Consider the following 16,250-nt stretch of genomic DNA (forward strand, 5'->3'; position numbering starts at 1 on the left):
GCTCGCTGCTGGGCGGCATCCCGGCGTTGGCGCTAGGCATCGCGATGGGCTTGTACCGGCCGATACGGGTTGCCATCGACCCCTTGATTGCCGCGACTTATCCGATACCGAAAAGCGCGATCCTGCCACTGATCCTGCTGATCTTCGGCCTGGGCGAATCGTCCAAGATCGTGATGGTGGCGCTCGGCGTGTTCTTCCCGGTGGTGATCAACACCATGTCCGGTGTCTTGCAGATCGACCGTATTTACCTCGACGTTGGCAAGAACTTCGGCGCCAGCCGCTGGCAAACCTTTTACACGATCGCCCTGCCGGGTGCGATGCCGTCGATCATGGCGGGCATCAAGCTGGGCGTCGGCATGGGCCTGATCCTGATCGCCATTTCGGAAATGGTCGGCGCCAAGACCGGTATTGGCTTCATGATCTGGGATGCCTGGCAAGTGCTGTCGGTGGAGACCATGTACGTCGGACTGGTGGCGATCGCCATCCTGGGATTCGTGATTACCTGGGTGCTCAACGAAGTGGAATTGCTGGTGTTGCCATGGCGGCGCGACCGCTAGGCGACTGAACGCTGCTTCATGCAGCGCCGGGACGCCGGTCAAATGACATTGCCGGACCGGGATGGGCGTTTTGCTTCGACGAGCGGAACGCCCATTTTTTCGTTTATGTGTGTGTGAACAGCCTTGCCGGAGCGGCAAGCTCGCCCTGCAAGATAGGCGGCCTTAGCAGCCAGCGCATGTTCGCGCGCATCGAACGGCGGTGCAATTGCCTTGTCCGAGCTTACAGCGCCATCCTTATCCGTTGTGGCTCGGCCAGATCTTTGATTTCAGCGTTGAGTCGACCAGCGATTGCGAACGGCTGATGACAGCCACATCGTGCTGGTCCAGATTGACCTCCTGCGCCTCATACAGATCGACTACGCGCCGATACTGGCTGGGGGCAATGCCCAGGTGCTGCTGGAAAAACCGGGTGAAGTGGCTCTGGGCCGAGAAGCCCAGGCGCTGCGAAATCGAACACAGCGAATCGCCGCTGCAGGCGAGGCTGACGATTGCATTTTCCATGCGCAGCACATTCGAGTAGACATGCGGCGTGACGGCCGTGCAGCGCTGGAACAGCTTGAAGAAATGTGCGCGCGACAGGCAGGCCTCCCGCGCCAGGCGCTCGACATTGATTTCGGCGCCGAGGTTGTCGCGCATCAGGGTGATGGCGCGGCGGATGCGGCGGTCCTGTACCAACTGCGGCCGTGTCGCGCCAGTGAGGTCGACGCTGCGCCATTCGGAAAACGCATCGATCACCGACATCATCAGGTTCGATAGCGAAATTTCCAGCTGATCCTCGCTGAAGTGCTCGCCGCACATCATCTGCATGGCCAGTTCATCTGCCAGGCGGCGGATATGCCGGGAGATTTCGACGCAGGGGCGGCGGAAAAATCCCGGATGGGCGCTGGAGGTGAGTTTGCGTTCGATGCCGCCCAGCCAGATCGGCTCTATGTAGAGCGCCAGGATCTGGGTGCGGGGCGCCTGGGGATTCTGGTGCACGTAGCAGTGCGGTTCCCAACTATTGACCAGTACGGCGGTGTCTTCGTTGAGCGGCTGCAACTGGTCGCGCACCGAGAAGAATGAGTCTGCGCCGCTGGCCTTTAGCAGCACGTGGCATTGGGAATGGGCGTGGGTGACCAGCGAGCTGTCCATGTCCAGCAGGGCTACTCTGCCGAATTTGCCCTGGAATATGCGGATGGCAGTGGACATAGGGATGGGTTTGTTGGGTGCGGGCGGGTGGCCTTGGCGCAGGGGTGCGTTTGGACTCGTGCGGGTGCAATCTTAACGGGTATTCAGGGGGTTTGGGGGGTGAGCTGTTGTGCGTTGCAGCAAGGTTGTTTATACGATGTCCAACAGCCAAAGCAAACCAAAAAACCGGCGGCCCAATAAAGCAGCCGCCGAAATAAACAAACCCAAAAACTCAATCCCTAAACAACCCCAGCATTCTGATAAATATGCTTGATCTCGAGGAAATCCACCAAAGCATCATATCCATGCAGGCGCCCGATACCACTCTTCCGGTATCCACCAGTCTCCGCCTCGGCAAACAGCTTATTATGGTCATTAATCCAGATAGTCCCACTCCGGATCGCCCGCGAAACCCGCATCGCCCGCGCCCCGTCATTGGTCCAGACACTGGCTGACAAACCATACTCGGTATGATTGGTCCGCGCCACCGCCTCTTTCTCATCTTCAAAGCGTTCCAGCACCACGAACGGCCCGAAAATCTCCTCCTGGCAAAAGAACGCCCCGGTATCACGATGCGCCACCAGCGTCGGCGCCAGGAAGTTGCCAGCCTGCAGGTCGCCGCCTAGACGTCCACCCTTCAGGATCACCTCATCGCAGGTATCCAGCGCCATCTGCACCCGTTCCTGCACATGCCGCACCGCAGTGGTATCGATCAAGGGGCCCATATGCATGCCGGCTGCCTCGCCAAAACCAACCCGCAAGTCCTTGAAGGACTGTGTCAGCGCCGCTTTCATTTCATCGTAACGGCTACCGTGCACCAGGATCCGGCGCGCTGCCGTGCATTGTTGTCCGGAAATGATCACGGCCGCCTGGGCCAGCGCTGGCGCCACCACGGACGGATCGGCATCCGGGAACACCAGGCAGCAGGATTTGCCGCCGAGTTCGAGCGACAGTTTCTTCATGGTCGGTGCAGCGTCGGCCATGATGCGCGCGCCGGTGGCATTCGAGCCGGTGAAGCTGATGACGCTCACATCCGGGCTGGCCACCAGTTCCTGCGCGACAGCGTGGCCAGTCTCGCTGACCAGGTTCAGCACGCCGGGCGGCAATCCCTGCGCTTCATGCAGGTCGCGCAATACCTCATAGGTGATCAGCGCGGTCTGTGGCGCTGGCTTGATCACGGTGGTGCAGCCAGCGCACAGCGCCGGTGTCAGCGAGCGGATCAGCAACACGACCGGCGCATTCCACGGCACGATAATGCCGGCAACACCGGCCGGCTCCTTGATCATGGTCGAGTACACACCGGGCTCGACTTCGAACGCGTGACCGGGAATGTAACGCGTGAGGCCGGCGTAATAACGGATCTCGGATACGGCGCCGATGAGCTCGCCGCGCGACTGGGCGATCACCTTGCCGTTTTCGCGGGTCAGCAACTGTGCCAGGTATTCGGCGCGCTGCTCCAGGCGGTCGGCCCAGCGCAGCATGACCAGTTGGCGCAGCCGCGGATTCTGGGCCCAGTTCGGCAGCTCGAACGCGGCTGCGGCTGCGGCAATTGCGGCCTTGGCGTCAGCCAGGCCGCTGGCCGGAAAGCTGCCAATGGCTTCCTGGTTGGCGGGATTGCGGCTGGTGCCCATGGCGCCGTCCTGCGCCCCGACCCATTCGCCGTTGATCAGGTTTTTTGCTGTTACGTTTGTCATTGTCTTGTCCTGTTCAGTGCATTACCGATCCGCCATCGACGACCAGTACCTGGCCGGTGACGAAATCGCTGTCGGTGGAGCACAGGTAGAGCATGGTGCCGCACATGTCTTCCGGCGTTGCTTCACGCTTGATCGCGCGGCTGGCGACGTTGTTCTCGGTAATGGCGCCCTTCCAGGCCGGATTGGCCAGTACGTTTTCACTCATCACCAGGCCGGGCGCCAGCGTATTGACGCGAATGCCATCGCTGCCGAGTTCGCGCGCCAGGCTGCGCGTCATGGCCACGATCGCGCCTTTGGAGGCCACGTAGTGCAGCATCATCGGCGGTCCCTTGAATACGGTGCCGGAAGCAATATTGACGATCTTGCCGTACTGGTTCTTGCGCATTTCGGCCGAGACGGCCTTGCAGCACTCGAATGCGCCGCGCACGTTGACTGCCATCATGCGGTCCCATTCAGCCGATTCCAGCGCTTCAAACGGCTTGAGCGATACCGTGCCGAACAGTGCGGCGTTGTTGATCAGGATGTCGACACGGCCGAAATGGCCGATGGTGGCCGCGACCATCGCGCGCACCGACTCGGCGTCGGTGACGTCGGCGCGCAGCGCCAGTGCCTGGCCGCCAGCGGCGACAATCGCTTGCGCCACGGGGTTGGTGTCTTGCACGTCGGCCACGGCCACGCTGGCGCCTTCTGCGGCGAGTGCGTGGGCGTATTGGGCGCCGATTCCCTGCGCTGCCCCGGTAATGATCGCGATGCGTCCTGCTAGCCTTCCTGCCTGCTTCATCTGTATTGCTCCTTTGTCTACTTTGTCTATTATGATTTTTACTTGCCGCCGCCCTGCCGGCGCTGGCGACGCACGATATCGCTGTATTCCGGCTTCATCGCGTCATCGGTCATGCCGTTGAACAGTGTACCAACGACACCCTTGTTCAGGTCACTGGTGCCAAACAGCGCATCGCAGATCGGGAAGGTCAGGTTGAAGTTATGGGTATGCATGAATTCAGGATTATGGTGGATCACGTGCATGCGGCGCACGCTGTTCACCAGCGGCAGATTGTCGAGGAAACGACTGTTCTCGACATGGGACAAGGTGTGCAGCCCCTCATACATGATGAAATAGCCGGACATGGTCAGCATGGCGATATAACCGGCGTTGGCCGACCAGAGGTAGCCCACCAGCAGCGCAATCGGCAGCGCGGTCAATACGAACATGACCGGAGCAAAAGGCGGGAACAGCAATGCGCGCCAGTCGCGATGCCCGTTGTAATCCAGCGATTTGTGGGTAAAGAACTGATGATGGGTGCCGACGTGGCGCTTGTAGACGGACTTCATCAATTTTGTCGGGCGATGCAGCAGGTAACGATGGCCGGCCCATTCGATGTAATTGCCGAACAGGAAAATCGGCAGCGCCATCAGCCATTCCTGCCAGCTTGGCGCGTCCAGCTTCCAGATGCAATAAGCCATCACGCCACCGGTAAACAGCAGCGTGAATGCCAGGTGCATTTCGCCGCGATACCAGCTCGGTGTCGATTCCACGTACTGCTTGCGATAGGCGCGCGAGCGTGCCTCGGTTTCATCATCGTAGTGCATGCTTGTCTCCTGTTTCGGTTTCTTGATAGTCGTTATTCCTGCTGCCTATCCTGCTTACTTTTACTCCAGGCCGAGGAACTTGTCCGCAAACGCCGGATTGTCGAGCAGGCTTTCGCGGTTTCCTTCGAGTACCGAGCGCCCATTTTCGATGACATAGGCACGCCCGGCAAATTTTAATGCACGATGGATATTCTGCTCGACCATCAGCACCGTCACACCCTCGTCCACAATCCGTCGCAATGCGTCCAGTATCTCATCGATGACCTTGGGGGCAACGCCGATGAACGGCTCGTCGAGGAGCAACAGCTTGGGCGAGGCCATCAGTCCGCGCGCAATGGCAACCTGCTGCTGCTGGCCGCCGGACAATTCGCCGGCGTTCTGACGGCGCTTTTGGTCGAGGATCGGGAACAGCGAAAACACTTTCTCCAGGCCGGCGTCGACGGTATCGCGCAAATGCGGCGAATAGGCGCCCATGGTCAGGTTTTCCTGGACCGTCATCGCGGTGAACAGCCGGCGCCCCTCTGGAACGGCGGCAATTCCACTGCGCACTACTTCGGCGGGGCTGGCGTTGGTCAGGGACTGGCCCTGATAAGTCACGCTGCCCGCAGCCACCGGATAAATACCGGCGATAGCGCCGATGGTGGTCGATTTGCCGGCGCCATTTGCGCCCAGCAGCGCGACCTTTTCGCCCTGGCGCACTTCCAGGCTGACGTCCCACAATGCACGCAACTTGCCATGATCGACGACCAGGCTCTTTAGTTCAAGCATCAGGCTGCCTCCTCTGCGGTGCTGCTGCCGAGATAGCCCTGCAGCACGCGTTCATTCTTGACCACTTCATCGAGCGGTCCATTGGCAATCACTGCCCCTTGTTCAAGCGCCACTACACGGTCAACCACTTGCGCCAGCGCCGAAAAAATATGCTCGACCCAGATGACGGTGATGCCATATTCGTCGCGCACATGGCGGATCTGTTCGACAAAGCGACGGATTTCGATCGGCGTAAGGCCAGAGGCCACTTCGTCCACCAGCAGCAGGCGCGGCTTGCACGCCAGCGCCCGGGCAAACTCCAGCGCCTTCTTTTCCTGTAGCGACAGCGCGTCGGCGCGGTCGCCGCTGCGGCGTTCAAGGTCAGCAAAGGCCATGAAGGCACGCGCTTGCTCGAATGCCTGTCCAGGACTCAGGCTGCGGTCGTGGAACATCAGCGGAATGGCGATATTTTCCTGCACCGTCAAATCGCCGAACGGCCGTGGAATCTGGTGCGTGCGACCGACGCCGAGCTTGGCAATCTGGTCGCGCCGCAGTGCCCCCATCGGCTGGCCACCGAAAGTCAGCGTACCGGCGGTCGGTGCGAAAACCCGGGAAATGCAGTTGAATAACGTGGTCTTGCCGGAGCCGTTTGGCCCGATCAGTCCGACGATCTCGCCCTCGTTGATGTCGAGCGTGACGTTATCGACCGCCACATTGCCGCCGAATTCCATGCGTACGCCGCGGCAGGACAGCAGCGCCGTGCCGGGCCGTGGCTTCAGATGGGGCAGCGGCAGCCTGGGCCAGGCGCCCTGCACTTTTACCGGCGCCGCCGCAGCGGCCGGCGCCTGGAAAATGAAGCTATGGTGCTCACGCGACAGCGGCGCCAGCCAGCGGCTATTGCGTATCCAGTTGGCACGCAGCAGGCCGCCCGGCATGAAGCGTCCGATCAACAGGATGATAAGTCCATAGACCGTGGCATGCAGGATCTCCATGCGCACCAGCAGCCATTGCTGCAGGCAAGCCAGCAGCACCACGCCGACCAGCGGTCCCCAGCGCAACCCGGAGCCGCCGAACAAGACCATGGCGATCGGAATCAGCGCGACGTTCAGGCCAAAAACGGTAGCCGGATCGATATAGCTCATCTGCCAGGCCTGGGTAGCGCCGGCAATGGCAGCGAACGCGGCCGACAGCGCCAGTACCGCCGTCTTGACCGGCGCAATGCGCACACCCAATACCTCGGCGACATCCTCGTCATTGCGGATGCCCTTGAGCGCATAGCCGAAGCGAATCGCGTTGATCCGGATCGTGACGATGAAGGTGACCACGCAAACCACCAAAGCGATCAGGTAGGTCTGGGAGACGACATTTTCGATCGGCAGCACGATGCCGTCGCCGCCTTTGGTCAGCCATTCCATGTTGTAAGCCAGCAGTTCGGCCAGCGGCAACAAGGCCAGGGTGGCAAATGCGAAATAGTCGCCGCGCAGGCGGAACAGTGGATAAGCCAGCACCGCAGCCACCGCCACGGTGAGCAATACCGCAACCAGTATCGCCACGGCAGCCGGATATTTACCCATCAGCGCAATCGAAAACGCATACGCGCCGAGGCCATAGAAACAATAGTGGCCAAGGTTGACGTAGCCCATTTCACCAGCCACCCAATCCCAGCTCTGGGCCAGGATGTAGGCTATCAACACGGTGAACAGGAACGACGTCAGGTAGGCGCTGCCAAGGAACGGCACCGCCGCCAATGCGGCAACCAGCACGCCCAGAGTCAGGAATGTCTTCATGCTGGCCTCCGGGAACGGCCTTCGGGCCAGATGACCAGGATCAGCAGCATGATGACCACGGAAAGCGCAGGCGCCCATTCCGCTTTCCAGAACAGACCGGTCAGGCTCTCCGCCACACCGAGGAAGATCCCCGCCAGCAGCGCGCCGCGCAGGTTGCCGATGCCGCCAACGACGATGATGGTGAATGCCTTGACCGTCAGCGGAAAGCCCATGTAGGGACTGACCGGGAACGACATGGTGTACAGCACCGCAGCCACGGCGACCGTGGCCGAACCGAATGCGAAGGTGAGCGCGCGCAGCGTGGTGCTATTGACGCCGCAGACCATGGCGCCCACGGGATCCTGGGTGACGGCGCGAATGCCGCGGCCGAACCAGGTGCGGGTCAGGAACAGGTGCATGGCCAGCGTCAGCGCGGCGATGCCGAACAGGATCGTCAGCTGGGTGGTCGAAATCACGATATTGCCGACTTCGAAGGATTCAAAGCGCATCAGGATGTTGCGCTGGGTAGAGCCTGCCAGTACGGCGGTGACGTCGCTGATGATCAGCATCGCACCGACCGTCACCAGCACGGTGCCGACCGTGCCCTCGAAATGATTGCGCTTGCCCAGCGGATGCAGCAGCTTCAGGTAGAACGCATAACCAGCCAGGAACACGGCCGGCGCCAGCAGCAATGCGATGAAAAACGGATGCAGGTTGTACTTGGTGAAGAGCAGGCTGGCGACAACGCCAGTCACCGCCAGCAAGGTGCCATGCGCAAAATTGAGGATGCGCACGATACCGTAGATAAGCGACAGGCCGAATGCGACCAGCGCGTACAGGCCGCCCAGCAGCAAGCCGCCAAGCGAGACCTGGAGAATGGTGTCAATAGTCATGATGGTCGGGGGCGGCTTGCGCCGCCCCGTTACGGGTGGTTAGCGCCAGCTCGGCGAAGGCCATGCCGGTTTGGCAGTGGCGATTGCCGGTGGCCATACGACCGCGGTCTTGCCAGCTTGCATCTGGATCGTGAATGCGCCGTTGGTGGTAGGGAAGCCGCGTTCGTCGAACACGATGTCACCGGCCGGCGATTTGAAGGTGCCTTTGGTCAGTGCGACACGCACTTTTTCGCGGTCGACTGCACCGGCGCGTTCGATTGCCTGCACCATCGTGAGGTAGGAACCGATCCGGCCCAGCGTGAAAATGTAGTCGAACATATCAATGCCGGAACGCTGCAGAACGCGATCGACGAATTCAGAATACGGACCCTTGAGTCCGGAATACCAGGACAGTTCGCCGGTCATGCCTTCAAGGTCCTTGCCGACCTGGCGGTGCAGCGAGCCGGTCAGCATGGCGTGATGCACGTCCATTGCGCGTACCTTCAACTGGCGCATCTGCTGCACCAGCGGTACCGATGCACCATCGAACGAGCTGATATAGATGACGTCCGGCTTGGCCGCTTTCACCTTCGAGATCAGCGCCGTGAAGTCCTTCAGGTCGCCGGGGAACACTTCATTGCCCTGGACCGTCAGGCCCTGCTCGGCCGCTTTTTTGGTCCAGTAGCCGCTGATTGCCTTCATCACCGGGTTGTCGTGCGTGATGAAATAAATGGTCTTGGGCTTGGGATCCATCTTCGAGAGCATTTCGAAATAGCGCTCGGACCAGCGTGGCACGACAGGATATGGCGTGCCCCAGAAATATTTCAGGCCGCGATCATAGAGTGCGGGCGTGGCAACGTTGGCCGAAACCATCGGGATCTTGTGCTTTTCAGCGATCGGCGGCACCGGGCCGCCCAGCGATGACCAGTCCGGGCCGACGAAGAAATCGACCTTGTCGACACTCGCCATGCGCTCGTACAGCGAGGTGGCGGTAGCCGGTACGCTCTGGTCGTCATAAATGACGAATTTCAATGGCAGCTTCTTGTTGCAGGACTTGACGTCGATGCCGCCGCCCTTGTTGATCTCTTCGGCAAACACCTCGGACATCTTGCGCCATTTATCGGCCAGCGTAGAGAACGGTCCGGATTCGGAGATGGTGGTCCCGAACACAATCGGGTCGGTGCATGAGCCCGGCGTCGCATGGGCGCTGCCGGCGAGCATGCCGGCGCTGGCAACGACAAATACGGCGAAGCGTTTCGTCGCGTGAAGGATCGACATCTCTATCTCCTGTTATGTGTTTTATCAGGCCGCAAAGCCGGCAAGTACGGCGATGCTATGCGAAGCGGGCGGGTATGCCATTACCGCGCAGTCTGCACATTTACCGAAAAGTCTGAATAACAGGGAGCGCCATGGGCAATGGCCCGGGTGACAGGATCGCCCGGATCGGGCCGATGGCGGCGGCCTGTGTACAGGCAAGGCTGGGCGCTGGCGAGACGGCCCGGTCCGTCAGGCGGATAGCCGGACAAGCTGTCAGACCACCCGCTTCAACATCGCCGGTTCGCTGTGCTGGTCGATCTTGGCCTGGATGCGCTCGCGCCGGCGCAGGCGCGCTGCATCGTTGAGCATGCGTCCGGCCCATCGATAGATATTGAAGTCCTTGATCAGCGAACGCATGCTGCGCATGCGCTCGCGTTGCTCGGCTTCCGGCATGGTCAATGCCCGATACAGGGTCTCTGCCCCCTGCTCGATATGGTAGGGATTGACGATCAGCGCCTCCGCCATTTCGCGCGCAGCGCCGGTGAACTGGCTCAGGATCAGTACGCCGCGTTCGTCGTCGCGGGCGGCGACATATTCCTTGGCAACCAGGTTCATGCCGTCGTGCAGGCTGGTCACCATGCAGACATCAGCGGCACGGTAATAGCGGTGCACCTCATCGTGCTCGTGATGGGCAATGCGCAGGATGATGGGAGCCGGACCGCCCTCGGAAAAACGGCTGTTGATGCGCTGCGCCAGCGCCCTCACCCGCGCCTCGAAATTCTGGTATTCGTCCAGCGAAGAGCGACTGGGCGCCGCAACCTGGATCAGCGAAAATTGGCCGATCATGGACGGATGCAATTCCAGCATGCGCTCCACTGCCTGGAAGCGCTCGAGAATGCCCTTGGTATAGTCGAGCCGGTCGATGCCCACAGCAAGCCGGTGCGCGGCCGGCAAGGCATTCAGGCGCCGGATTTCCAGCCGGCAGTGCTCGATGGACGGCGACATGTCTGCCTCCGGCCAGGCGATCGAAATCGGATAGGCTTCGACCTGGGTCAGCTTGCCGCCGAACGAAATGGTGGATGCCTCCTGCTCGATGCGCGCTTCCAGGTAGCGCTCCACGGTTTCCATGAAGTTCTTGCAATGGAAGGCCGTGTGGAAACCAAGGATGGTGCTGCCCAACAGACCCTTGAGAATCTCTTCGCGCCACGGGCAGATGCCGAACGATTCCGGGTTGGGCCATGGGATATGCCAGAAGGTGATGATGGTGGCCTTGGGCAGGCGTTCGCGCACCATCGCCGGCACCAGCGCAAAGTGGTAATCCTGCACCATCACGACCGGATTGTCGGTATGCGCCTCTTCCACCACGGTATCGGCAAAGCGCTGGTTGACGGCGACATATTCGTTCCAGTCAGTGACCCGGAACACCGGGCGCACATGGGCGATATGGCACAGGGGCCACAGCCCTTCATTGGCGAACCCGTAGTAATAGCCCTGCTCTTCGGCTTTGGTCAGCCAGACCCGGCGCAACTGGTAGGAAGGATTCCCGGGCGGCACCGACACCCGGTCATGCTTGTCTACTGTTTCGCGGTCGGCCGAACCGGCGCCATGCGCAATCCAGGTGCCTGAGCAGGCGCGCATGACCGGCTCGACAGCCGTCACCAACCCGCTGGCGGGACGGCTGACCTCGATGCCATCCGAGGTGCGCTGATGGATGTAGGGCTCGCGGTTGGACAAGACCAGGATTTCATCACCAGCGAGTTCGTCGCGCAGCAACTCCCTGAGTCGCTCCGGCGTCCAGGCCTGGCCGCTGCCGGCCAGTTGCCGGCGTTCCAGGTTGAGTTCGTTGACCAGGGCGCGCAGGTCGCTGAGCAAGGGCTGCACTGCGGCTGGCGACGCCGTGCCACGCGATGGGGACGTCAATAGCTCGCCGCGCAGCAGTCCCTTCATCGCATTGATCCAGCCACGCCAGCTCAGCCATGCAGTAAAGACGGTAATCATTGAAATCAGCACACCGAGGATGGCGAACAGCACGACCACGTATTTGCGCGTATCCGCGCTGCGCCGCTCGATGAAGCTCATGTCATGCACCAGGATCAGGTCGCCCATGTGTTCGCCATCGCGCTCGATGCGGTTGCGGTTCACATGTACCGGTCCCTGCGGCAACTTGACCATCTGCGGCAATGTGACGTCCTCGGCGGCCTGGTCGCGACAGCCGACTGCAGCCGGCCACGACGGCGTCTTGTATTGCACGCTGCCGTCCGGTGCGCAGAAGGCCAGCGCCAGCAATCGTTCGTCACGTGCGGCGCGATCCAGCAGGGTCACGACTTTGCGGCGCGAGCGCTCGGCCAGGGCGTCCTGCAAGGGTTCCTGCAGCGTGTTGGCTACCAGCCGCGAACGGATATCGAGGTCCTTGACGAACCAGCGCAAGGTCAGGTCGTCCACCAGCGGGACGACGGCATACGCGCTCAAACCAAGGACAATTGCCAGGGGCAGGATGAATCTGAGACCAAACAAAAGGCCGCGAAAGTGCATTTTTTCTCCCTTCGGCTGACAGATACGCCCCACAGGAACAAATCCTGGGCGACGCCAAGGCAGGGCATCATGCCTGCAGTTACTGGTTATTGTCCGTGATCAAAATAAACGCAGATCACGGAGATGTACGCGCCAGTGCGCGCGCAGCACACCGACCATTTTCCTTGCCCGCGCGCCGGAGTGCGGCAGGCTAGAATGACGCCTCGTTCAAGTTGCCGTCCAATAGGCCAACCATGTCCGCTTACACGGGTGCTCGCCCCCATGCTTACTGGCCCCCAAGCCAGCCGCGCCACCTGACGGTGCCGCAGACCAGCCTGGTTTACAACATCGAGGTCTCCGCCGCGCGTTATCCGGACAAGCCCTGCATCATTTTTTACGACAAGGCCATCACCTACCGCGAATTCAAGACGCAGACCGAACACATTGCGGGATTCCTGCAGCAGCATTGCGGCGTGAAAGCGGGCGACCGGGTCTTGCTATATTTGCAAAACAGCCCGCAGTTCGTGCTGGCCTATTATGGCATCCTGCGCGCCAATGCTGTCGTGGTGCCGGTCAACCCGATGAATCGCACGGTCGAACTGGCGCACTACCTGCATGACACCGGCGCCACCACCGCCTTTGCGCCACAGGACCTGCTGGCCGAGATCGCCCCGCTGCTGGACGCACCGGCTGCGGCAGCGTCGCCGAGTGGCGCCGGCCTGCAACATCTGATCGTGGCGGCCTATTCCGACTACCTGCCTGTGGCCACCGACCTGGCGGTGCCGCATTTCGTGGCGGCGCCGCGAGAGCCGCTTTCGCGCCAGGGAGCGATCCCGTGGCACGACATGATGGCGCTGGCCTGCGCGCCCGGACCGGCCACGGCCGGACCAGACGACCTGTGCGCGATGCCCTACACCTCCGGCACCACCGGCCAGCCAAAGGGATGCATGCATACCCATCATGGCGTGATGTACGGCCTGGTCGCAAGCGTCCAATGGTTCGGCACGCAGCAGGACGCGGTCACGCTGGCGACCCTGCCCCTGTTCCATGTGACCGGCATGCAAGGCATGAATAGCCAGCTGTTTGCCGGCGCAACGATCGTGATCCTTCCCCGTTGGGATCGCGACATGGCGGCACGCCTGGTAGAACGCTACCGGATCAGCAGCCTGCAACTGATCGTCACGATGGTGGTCGACCTGCTCTCGCATCCGGCGCTGGACCAGTTCGACTTGTCGAGCGTTCGCAGTGTGCGCGGCGGCGGCGCTGCCATGCCGGAGGCCGTCGCGCGAAAGTTGCAGGAGGTGCTGGGCTTGCCCTACGTCGAAGGTTACGGTATGTCCGAAACCATGGCGGCAACGCATATCAATCCGCCCGAACGTCCGAAGAAGCAATGCCTGGGCATTGCACTGCCTGATGTCGATGCCCGCATCGTCGATCCGCTGGATTTGCGTTGCTTGCCTGACGGTGAGGTGGGCGAGATCGTGGTGCATGCACCCAATGTGATGCGCGGCTACTGGAAACAGCCGGACGCCGACCGCGACGCCTTCATCGAACTCGACGGCAAGCGCTTCCTGCGCACCGGCGACCTCGGCCATGTCGATGCGGAAGGCTATTTTTTCATGGTCGACCGGCTAAAACGGATGATCAACGCCTCCGGATTCAAGGTCTGGCCGGCAGAAGTGGAAGCCCTGCTCTACCGGCATCCGGCGATACGCGAAGCCTGCGTGATCGGCACATCCGATGAAAAACGCGGCGAGTCGGTGAAGGCGGTGGTGGTGTTGCGGCCTGAACTGCCGGCACCGGGTGCTGAGGAATTGATTGCGTGGGCGCACCAGAACATGGCGGCCTACAAATGTCCGCGCGTCATCGAATTCGTGCCGGCCCTGCCGAAGAGCCAGGCCGGCAAGGTCCAGTGGCGCGAACTGCAGGAACGCGAAAATGCCAGGGCCGCCGCCGCTGCCACGCCGCCGTCGGCGAGCTGAAGCGGCGGGCGGGCGCGACGGCCCTGGCGATTAATGTCGACTAATGGCGCTTACTCGACCTTGCCGATTTTCTTCACGACTTCAGCCATCTTGCGGGCGTCGGCGTTCACGTATTCCTGGAATTGCGGCATGTCGAGGTACTGGATCGGACTGCCGGCGCCGTTGATGGTCTGGCGTACTGCAGGATCGTCAGCAGCCCGGTGCGCTGCCGCCCGCAATTTCGCCACGATGGCGTCCGGCGTGCCGGCCGGCACGAACAAGCCCGACCATTGCGCATATTCAACCGGGTAACCGGATTTTTTCAGGCTGGGCACGCCGGGCAGCGACGCCAGTGGTGCGTCACCCCAATGCGCCAGTGCGCGCAGCTTGCCACCCTTGATGTGCTGCAGCACGCTGGCCGGACCGGTCGCCACCGCCTCCACCTGCCCACCCAACAAGGCGATCAGCGCCGGACCCGCGCCGGTGTAGGGCACATGCAGGATGCGCAGGTTGGCATTGGCCTTCAGCATTTCCATCGGCACATGCATCGTGCCGTAGTTGCCGGAGGAGGCAAAGCTGTACTTGCCCGGCTTGCTGCGCACATCCTTGACGAACTCGTCGATGTTTTTCCACGGCGCATCGGCCCGCACCACCAGCACGGTGGGGTCGGCCGTAAAGCGCGCGATCGGCTTGAGTTGCGCCAACTGGAACAGCGACGGCCGGTTGTTGAGCTTGTCGGCTTCCGGAATGGTAGTCATCGACGCCAGCGACATCAGCATGGTGTAGCCATCCGGCGCTGCCTTGGCAACCGCACCCATGCCGATGGCGCCGCCGGCGCCGCCCTTGTTCTCGACCACTACCGATTGCTTGAGCTCGCGCGAGAGCGCCTGCGCCACCGGACGGCCGACCGCATCAGCCACGCCACCTGGAGGGAACGGCACGATCATGGTGATGGGGCGGGACGGCCAATTGTCCTGTGCCAGTGCCGGCGCGGCAAGGCCAAGCGCCAATGTGAAGCAGGCAGCGAAACCGGCGGCGCTGCGAATTACGATGGATTTCATGGTGAATATCTCCTCGGGATCATGGATTTCCCGAAATGGTTTTATGTGATTGCAGGCACCCGGCTCGCGCCGCTGCCTTGCCTTCTGCGTGCGCGCACGAACAGTCGGGTACGCACGCAGCTTGATGCCTTGTTGCAGGACCTTTCCTGGTTAAACCATGCGGTTGAACAAGGTACCGATACCCTCGATCTCCAGCTTCATCTCGTCGCCGGGCTTCAGGAATTTCGGTGGCTTGAATCCAATGCCCACGCCAGCAGCGGTACCGGTGGCAATGATGTCGCCGGCTTCCAGCGCCATACCTGCCGACAGAACTTCGATGATGGTCGGGATATCGAAAATCAGGTCGCCGGTGTTGGCGTTCTGGCGCAGTTCGCCGTTGATCCAGGTTTTCAGTTGCAGGTTTTCGGGATCGATTTCATCCGGCGTCACGATCACCGGGCCCATCGGCAGGAAGGCATCGAGCGCCTTGCCGAGGAACCACTGGCGTGCCTGCTTTTGCAAATCGCGCGCCGTGACGTCGTTGACGATGGTGTAGCCCCACACATGACTGTAGGCGTCGGCCTTGCTGATGCCGCGTCCGCCCTGGCCGATGATCACGGTGAATTCGTTCTCGTAATCGACTTCCTTGGTCGCTTGCGGATGCGAAAACACAGGGTCGTTGGGGCCGACAATGGTCGATCCGGGCTTGGTGAAAATCGACGGCAGTGGCGGCGCGTCTTCTTTCGAGCCGTCGAAGCCGGACTGGTTGAATTCTTTGGCGTGCTCGTGATAGTTCTTGCCGACCAGGAACACATTACGGCGCGGATTGCGGATCGGCGCCAGGATGCGGATGCCATCCAGAGACTTGCCTTCGCCACTGGTCTTGAGTTGCGCCTGCGGGTTCGGAACGGCGCGGATCAGGTCGACCATGTCGCCCTTGAATCCTGGCAGGACTTCGTCCATTGGCCAGTACTGCTTGCCGTCGCGGCTGACAATGGCGACCGTGGGCGCGCCGTTCAATTCGATGGTCGCAAAACGCATGCTGACTCCTATTGGTACGAAATGGTTTGGAATGGGCGACAAAGATAAAT

The 16,250-nt window shown here is 61.4% G+C and carries 13 protein-coding genes; 2 read left to right on the forward strand and 11 right to left on the reverse strand.

The features are described from left to right. Window positions 1-557, forward strand: a 557-nt coding sequence (locus tag Q7T64_RS00610; protein ID WP_304789437.1) for an ABC transporter permease, incomplete at its 5' end; no start/stop codon positions are given. A 234-nt stretch (window positions 558-791) separates the two neighbouring features. Here the strand turns inward: Q7T64_RS00610 and Q7T64_RS00615 are convergent. From Q7T64_RS00615 to Q7T64_RS00655, 9 genes are all read right to left on the reverse strand, one after another. Next, on the reverse strand, window positions 792-1,745 hold the full coding sequence (locus Q7T64_RS00615) for a helix-turn-helix domain-containing protein (protein WP_304789441.1): 954 nt from the start codon (window positions 1,743-1,745) through the stop codon (window positions 792-794). 218 nt (window positions 1,746-1,963) lie between these two features. Beyond that, entirely contained in the window at window positions 1,964-3,418 is a 1,455-nt protein-coding gene (locus Q7T64_RS00620) for an aldehyde dehydrogenase family protein (protein WP_304789444.1), read from the reverse strand. 13 nt (window positions 3,419-3,431) lie between these two features. Further along, complete coding sequence (locus tag Q7T64_RS00625; protein ID WP_304789447.1) at window positions 3,432-4,199, reverse strand: SDR family NAD(P)-dependent oxidoreductase; 768 nt, start codon at window positions 4,197-4,199, stop codon at window positions 3,432-3,434. Window positions 4,200-4,237: 38 nt separating this feature from the next. After that, window positions 4,238-5,005 carry a sterol desaturase family protein gene (locus tag Q7T64_RS00630; protein ID WP_304789450.1) on the reverse strand — a complete coding sequence of 256 codons (768 nt, stop codon included), beginning with the start codon at window positions 5,003-5,005 and terminating at the stop codon, window positions 4,238-4,240. Between the two features lie 60 nt (window positions 5,006-5,065). Continuing rightward, window positions 5,066-5,773: an ABC transporter ATP-binding protein gene (locus Q7T64_RS00635; RefSeq protein WP_304789454.1), complete on the reverse strand. Its 708-nt coding sequence runs from the start codon at window positions 5,771-5,773 to the stop codon at window positions 5,066-5,068. Next, the gene (locus tag Q7T64_RS00640; RefSeq protein WP_304789456.1) at window positions 5,773-7,539 is read right to left on the reverse strand and encodes a branched-chain amino acid ABC transporter ATP-binding protein/permease; all 1,767 of its coding nucleotides are present in this window, start codon (window positions 7,537-7,539) and stop codon (window positions 5,773-5,775) included. Before Q7T64_RS00640 ends, Q7T64_RS00635 begins: the two co-directional genes overlap by 1 nt. Then, window positions 7,536-8,411, reverse strand: a complete 876-nt coding sequence (locus tag Q7T64_RS00645; protein WP_304789458.1) for a branched-chain amino acid ABC transporter permease — start codon at window positions 8,409-8,411, stop codon at window positions 7,536-7,538. Before Q7T64_RS00645 ends, Q7T64_RS00640 begins: the two co-directional genes overlap by 4 nt. A 39-nt stretch (window positions 8,412-8,450) precedes the next feature. After that, window positions 8,451-9,668: an amino acid ABC transporter substrate-binding protein gene (locus Q7T64_RS00650; RefSeq protein ID WP_304789460.1), complete on the reverse strand. Its 1,218-nt coding sequence runs from the start codon at window positions 9,666-9,668 to the stop codon at window positions 8,451-8,453. A gap of 252 nt (window positions 9,669-9,920) precedes the next feature. Then, on the reverse strand, window positions 9,921-12,179 hold the full coding sequence (locus Q7T64_RS00655; protein ID WP_304789462.1) for a trehalose-6-phosphate synthase: 2,259 nt from the start codon (window positions 12,177-12,179) through the stop codon (window positions 9,921-9,923). A gap of 233 nt (window positions 12,180-12,412) precedes the next feature. Between Q7T64_RS00655 and Q7T64_RS00660 the strand changes: the two genes are divergently transcribed. Then, a complete protein-coding gene (locus Q7T64_RS00660; protein ID WP_304789465.1) occupies window positions 12,413-14,140 on the forward strand; it encodes a long-chain fatty acid--CoA ligase in 1,728 nt (575 codons plus the stop codon). A 50-nt stretch (window positions 14,141-14,190) separates the two neighbouring features. On the opposite strand, the gene Q7T64_RS00665 is transcribed toward Q7T64_RS00660, so the two are convergent. After that, window positions 14,191-15,180, reverse strand: coding sequence for a tripartite tricarboxylate transporter substrate binding protein (locus tag Q7T64_RS00665; protein ID WP_304789467.1), 990 nt, complete (start codon window positions 15,178-15,180; stop codon window positions 14,191-14,193). Between the two features lie 150 nt (window positions 15,181-15,330). Next, window positions 15,331-16,200, reverse strand: a complete 870-nt coding sequence (locus tag Q7T64_RS00670; RefSeq protein WP_304789470.1) for a fumarylacetoacetate hydrolase family protein — start codon at window positions 16,198-16,200, stop codon at window positions 15,331-15,333. Between the last annotated feature and the right edge of the window lie 50 nt (window positions 16,201-16,250).

It is taken from the genome of Lacisediminimonas sp., assembly GCF_030645335.1.
In the GTDB taxonomy this organism is placed as follows: domain Bacteria; phylum Pseudomonadota; class Gammaproteobacteria; order Burkholderiales; family Burkholderiaceae_D; genus Lacisediminimonas.

Bases quoted from the DNA above. Each gene is read 5' to 3' on its own strand.
- Q7T64_RS00645 (WP_304789458.1), bottom strand. From the start codon at position 8,411: ATGACTATTGACACCATTCTCCAGGTCTCGCTTGGCGGCTTGCTGCTG.
- Q7T64_RS00660 (WP_304789465.1), top strand. From the start codon at position 12,413: ATGTCCGCTTACACGGGTGCTCGCCCCCATGCTTACTGGCCCCCAAGC.
- Q7T64_RS00650 (WP_304789460.1), bottom strand. From the start codon at position 9,668: ATGTCGATCCTTCACGCGACGAAACGCTTCGCCGTATTTGTCGTTGCC.
- Q7T64_RS00640 (WP_304789456.1), bottom strand. From the start codon at position 7,539: ATGAAGACATTCCTGACTCTGGGCGTGCTGGTTGCCGCATTGGCGGCG.
- Q7T64_RS00655 (WP_304789462.1), bottom strand. From the start codon at position 12,179: ATGCACTTTCGCGGCCTTTTGTTTGGTCTCAGATTCATCCTGCCCCTG.
- Q7T64_RS00615 (WP_304789441.1), bottom strand. From the start codon at position 1,745: ATGTCCACTGCCATCCGCATATTCCAGGGCAAATTCGGCAGAGTAGCC.
- Q7T64_RS00665 (WP_304789467.1), bottom strand. From the start codon at position 15,180: ATGAAATCCATCGTAATTCGCAGCGCCGCCGGTTTCGCTGCCTGCTTC.
- Q7T64_RS00625 (WP_304789447.1), bottom strand. From the start codon at position 4,199: ATGAAGCAGGCAGGAAGGCTAGCAGGACGCATCGCGATCATTACCGGG.
- Q7T64_RS00670 (WP_304789470.1), bottom strand. From the start codon at position 16,200: ATGCGTTTTGCGACCATCGAATTGAACGGCGCGCCCACGGTCGCCATT.
- Q7T64_RS00635 (WP_304789454.1), bottom strand. From the start codon at position 5,773: ATGCTTGAACTAAAGAGCCTGGTCGTCGATCATGGCAAGTTGCGTGCA.
- Q7T64_RS00630 (WP_304789450.1), bottom strand. From the start codon at position 5,005: ATGCACTACGATGATGAAACCGAGGCACGCTCGCGCGCCTATCGCAAG.
- Q7T64_RS00620 (WP_304789444.1), bottom strand. From the start codon at position 3,418: ATGACAAACGTAACAGCAAAAAACCTGATCAACGGCGAATGGGTCGGG.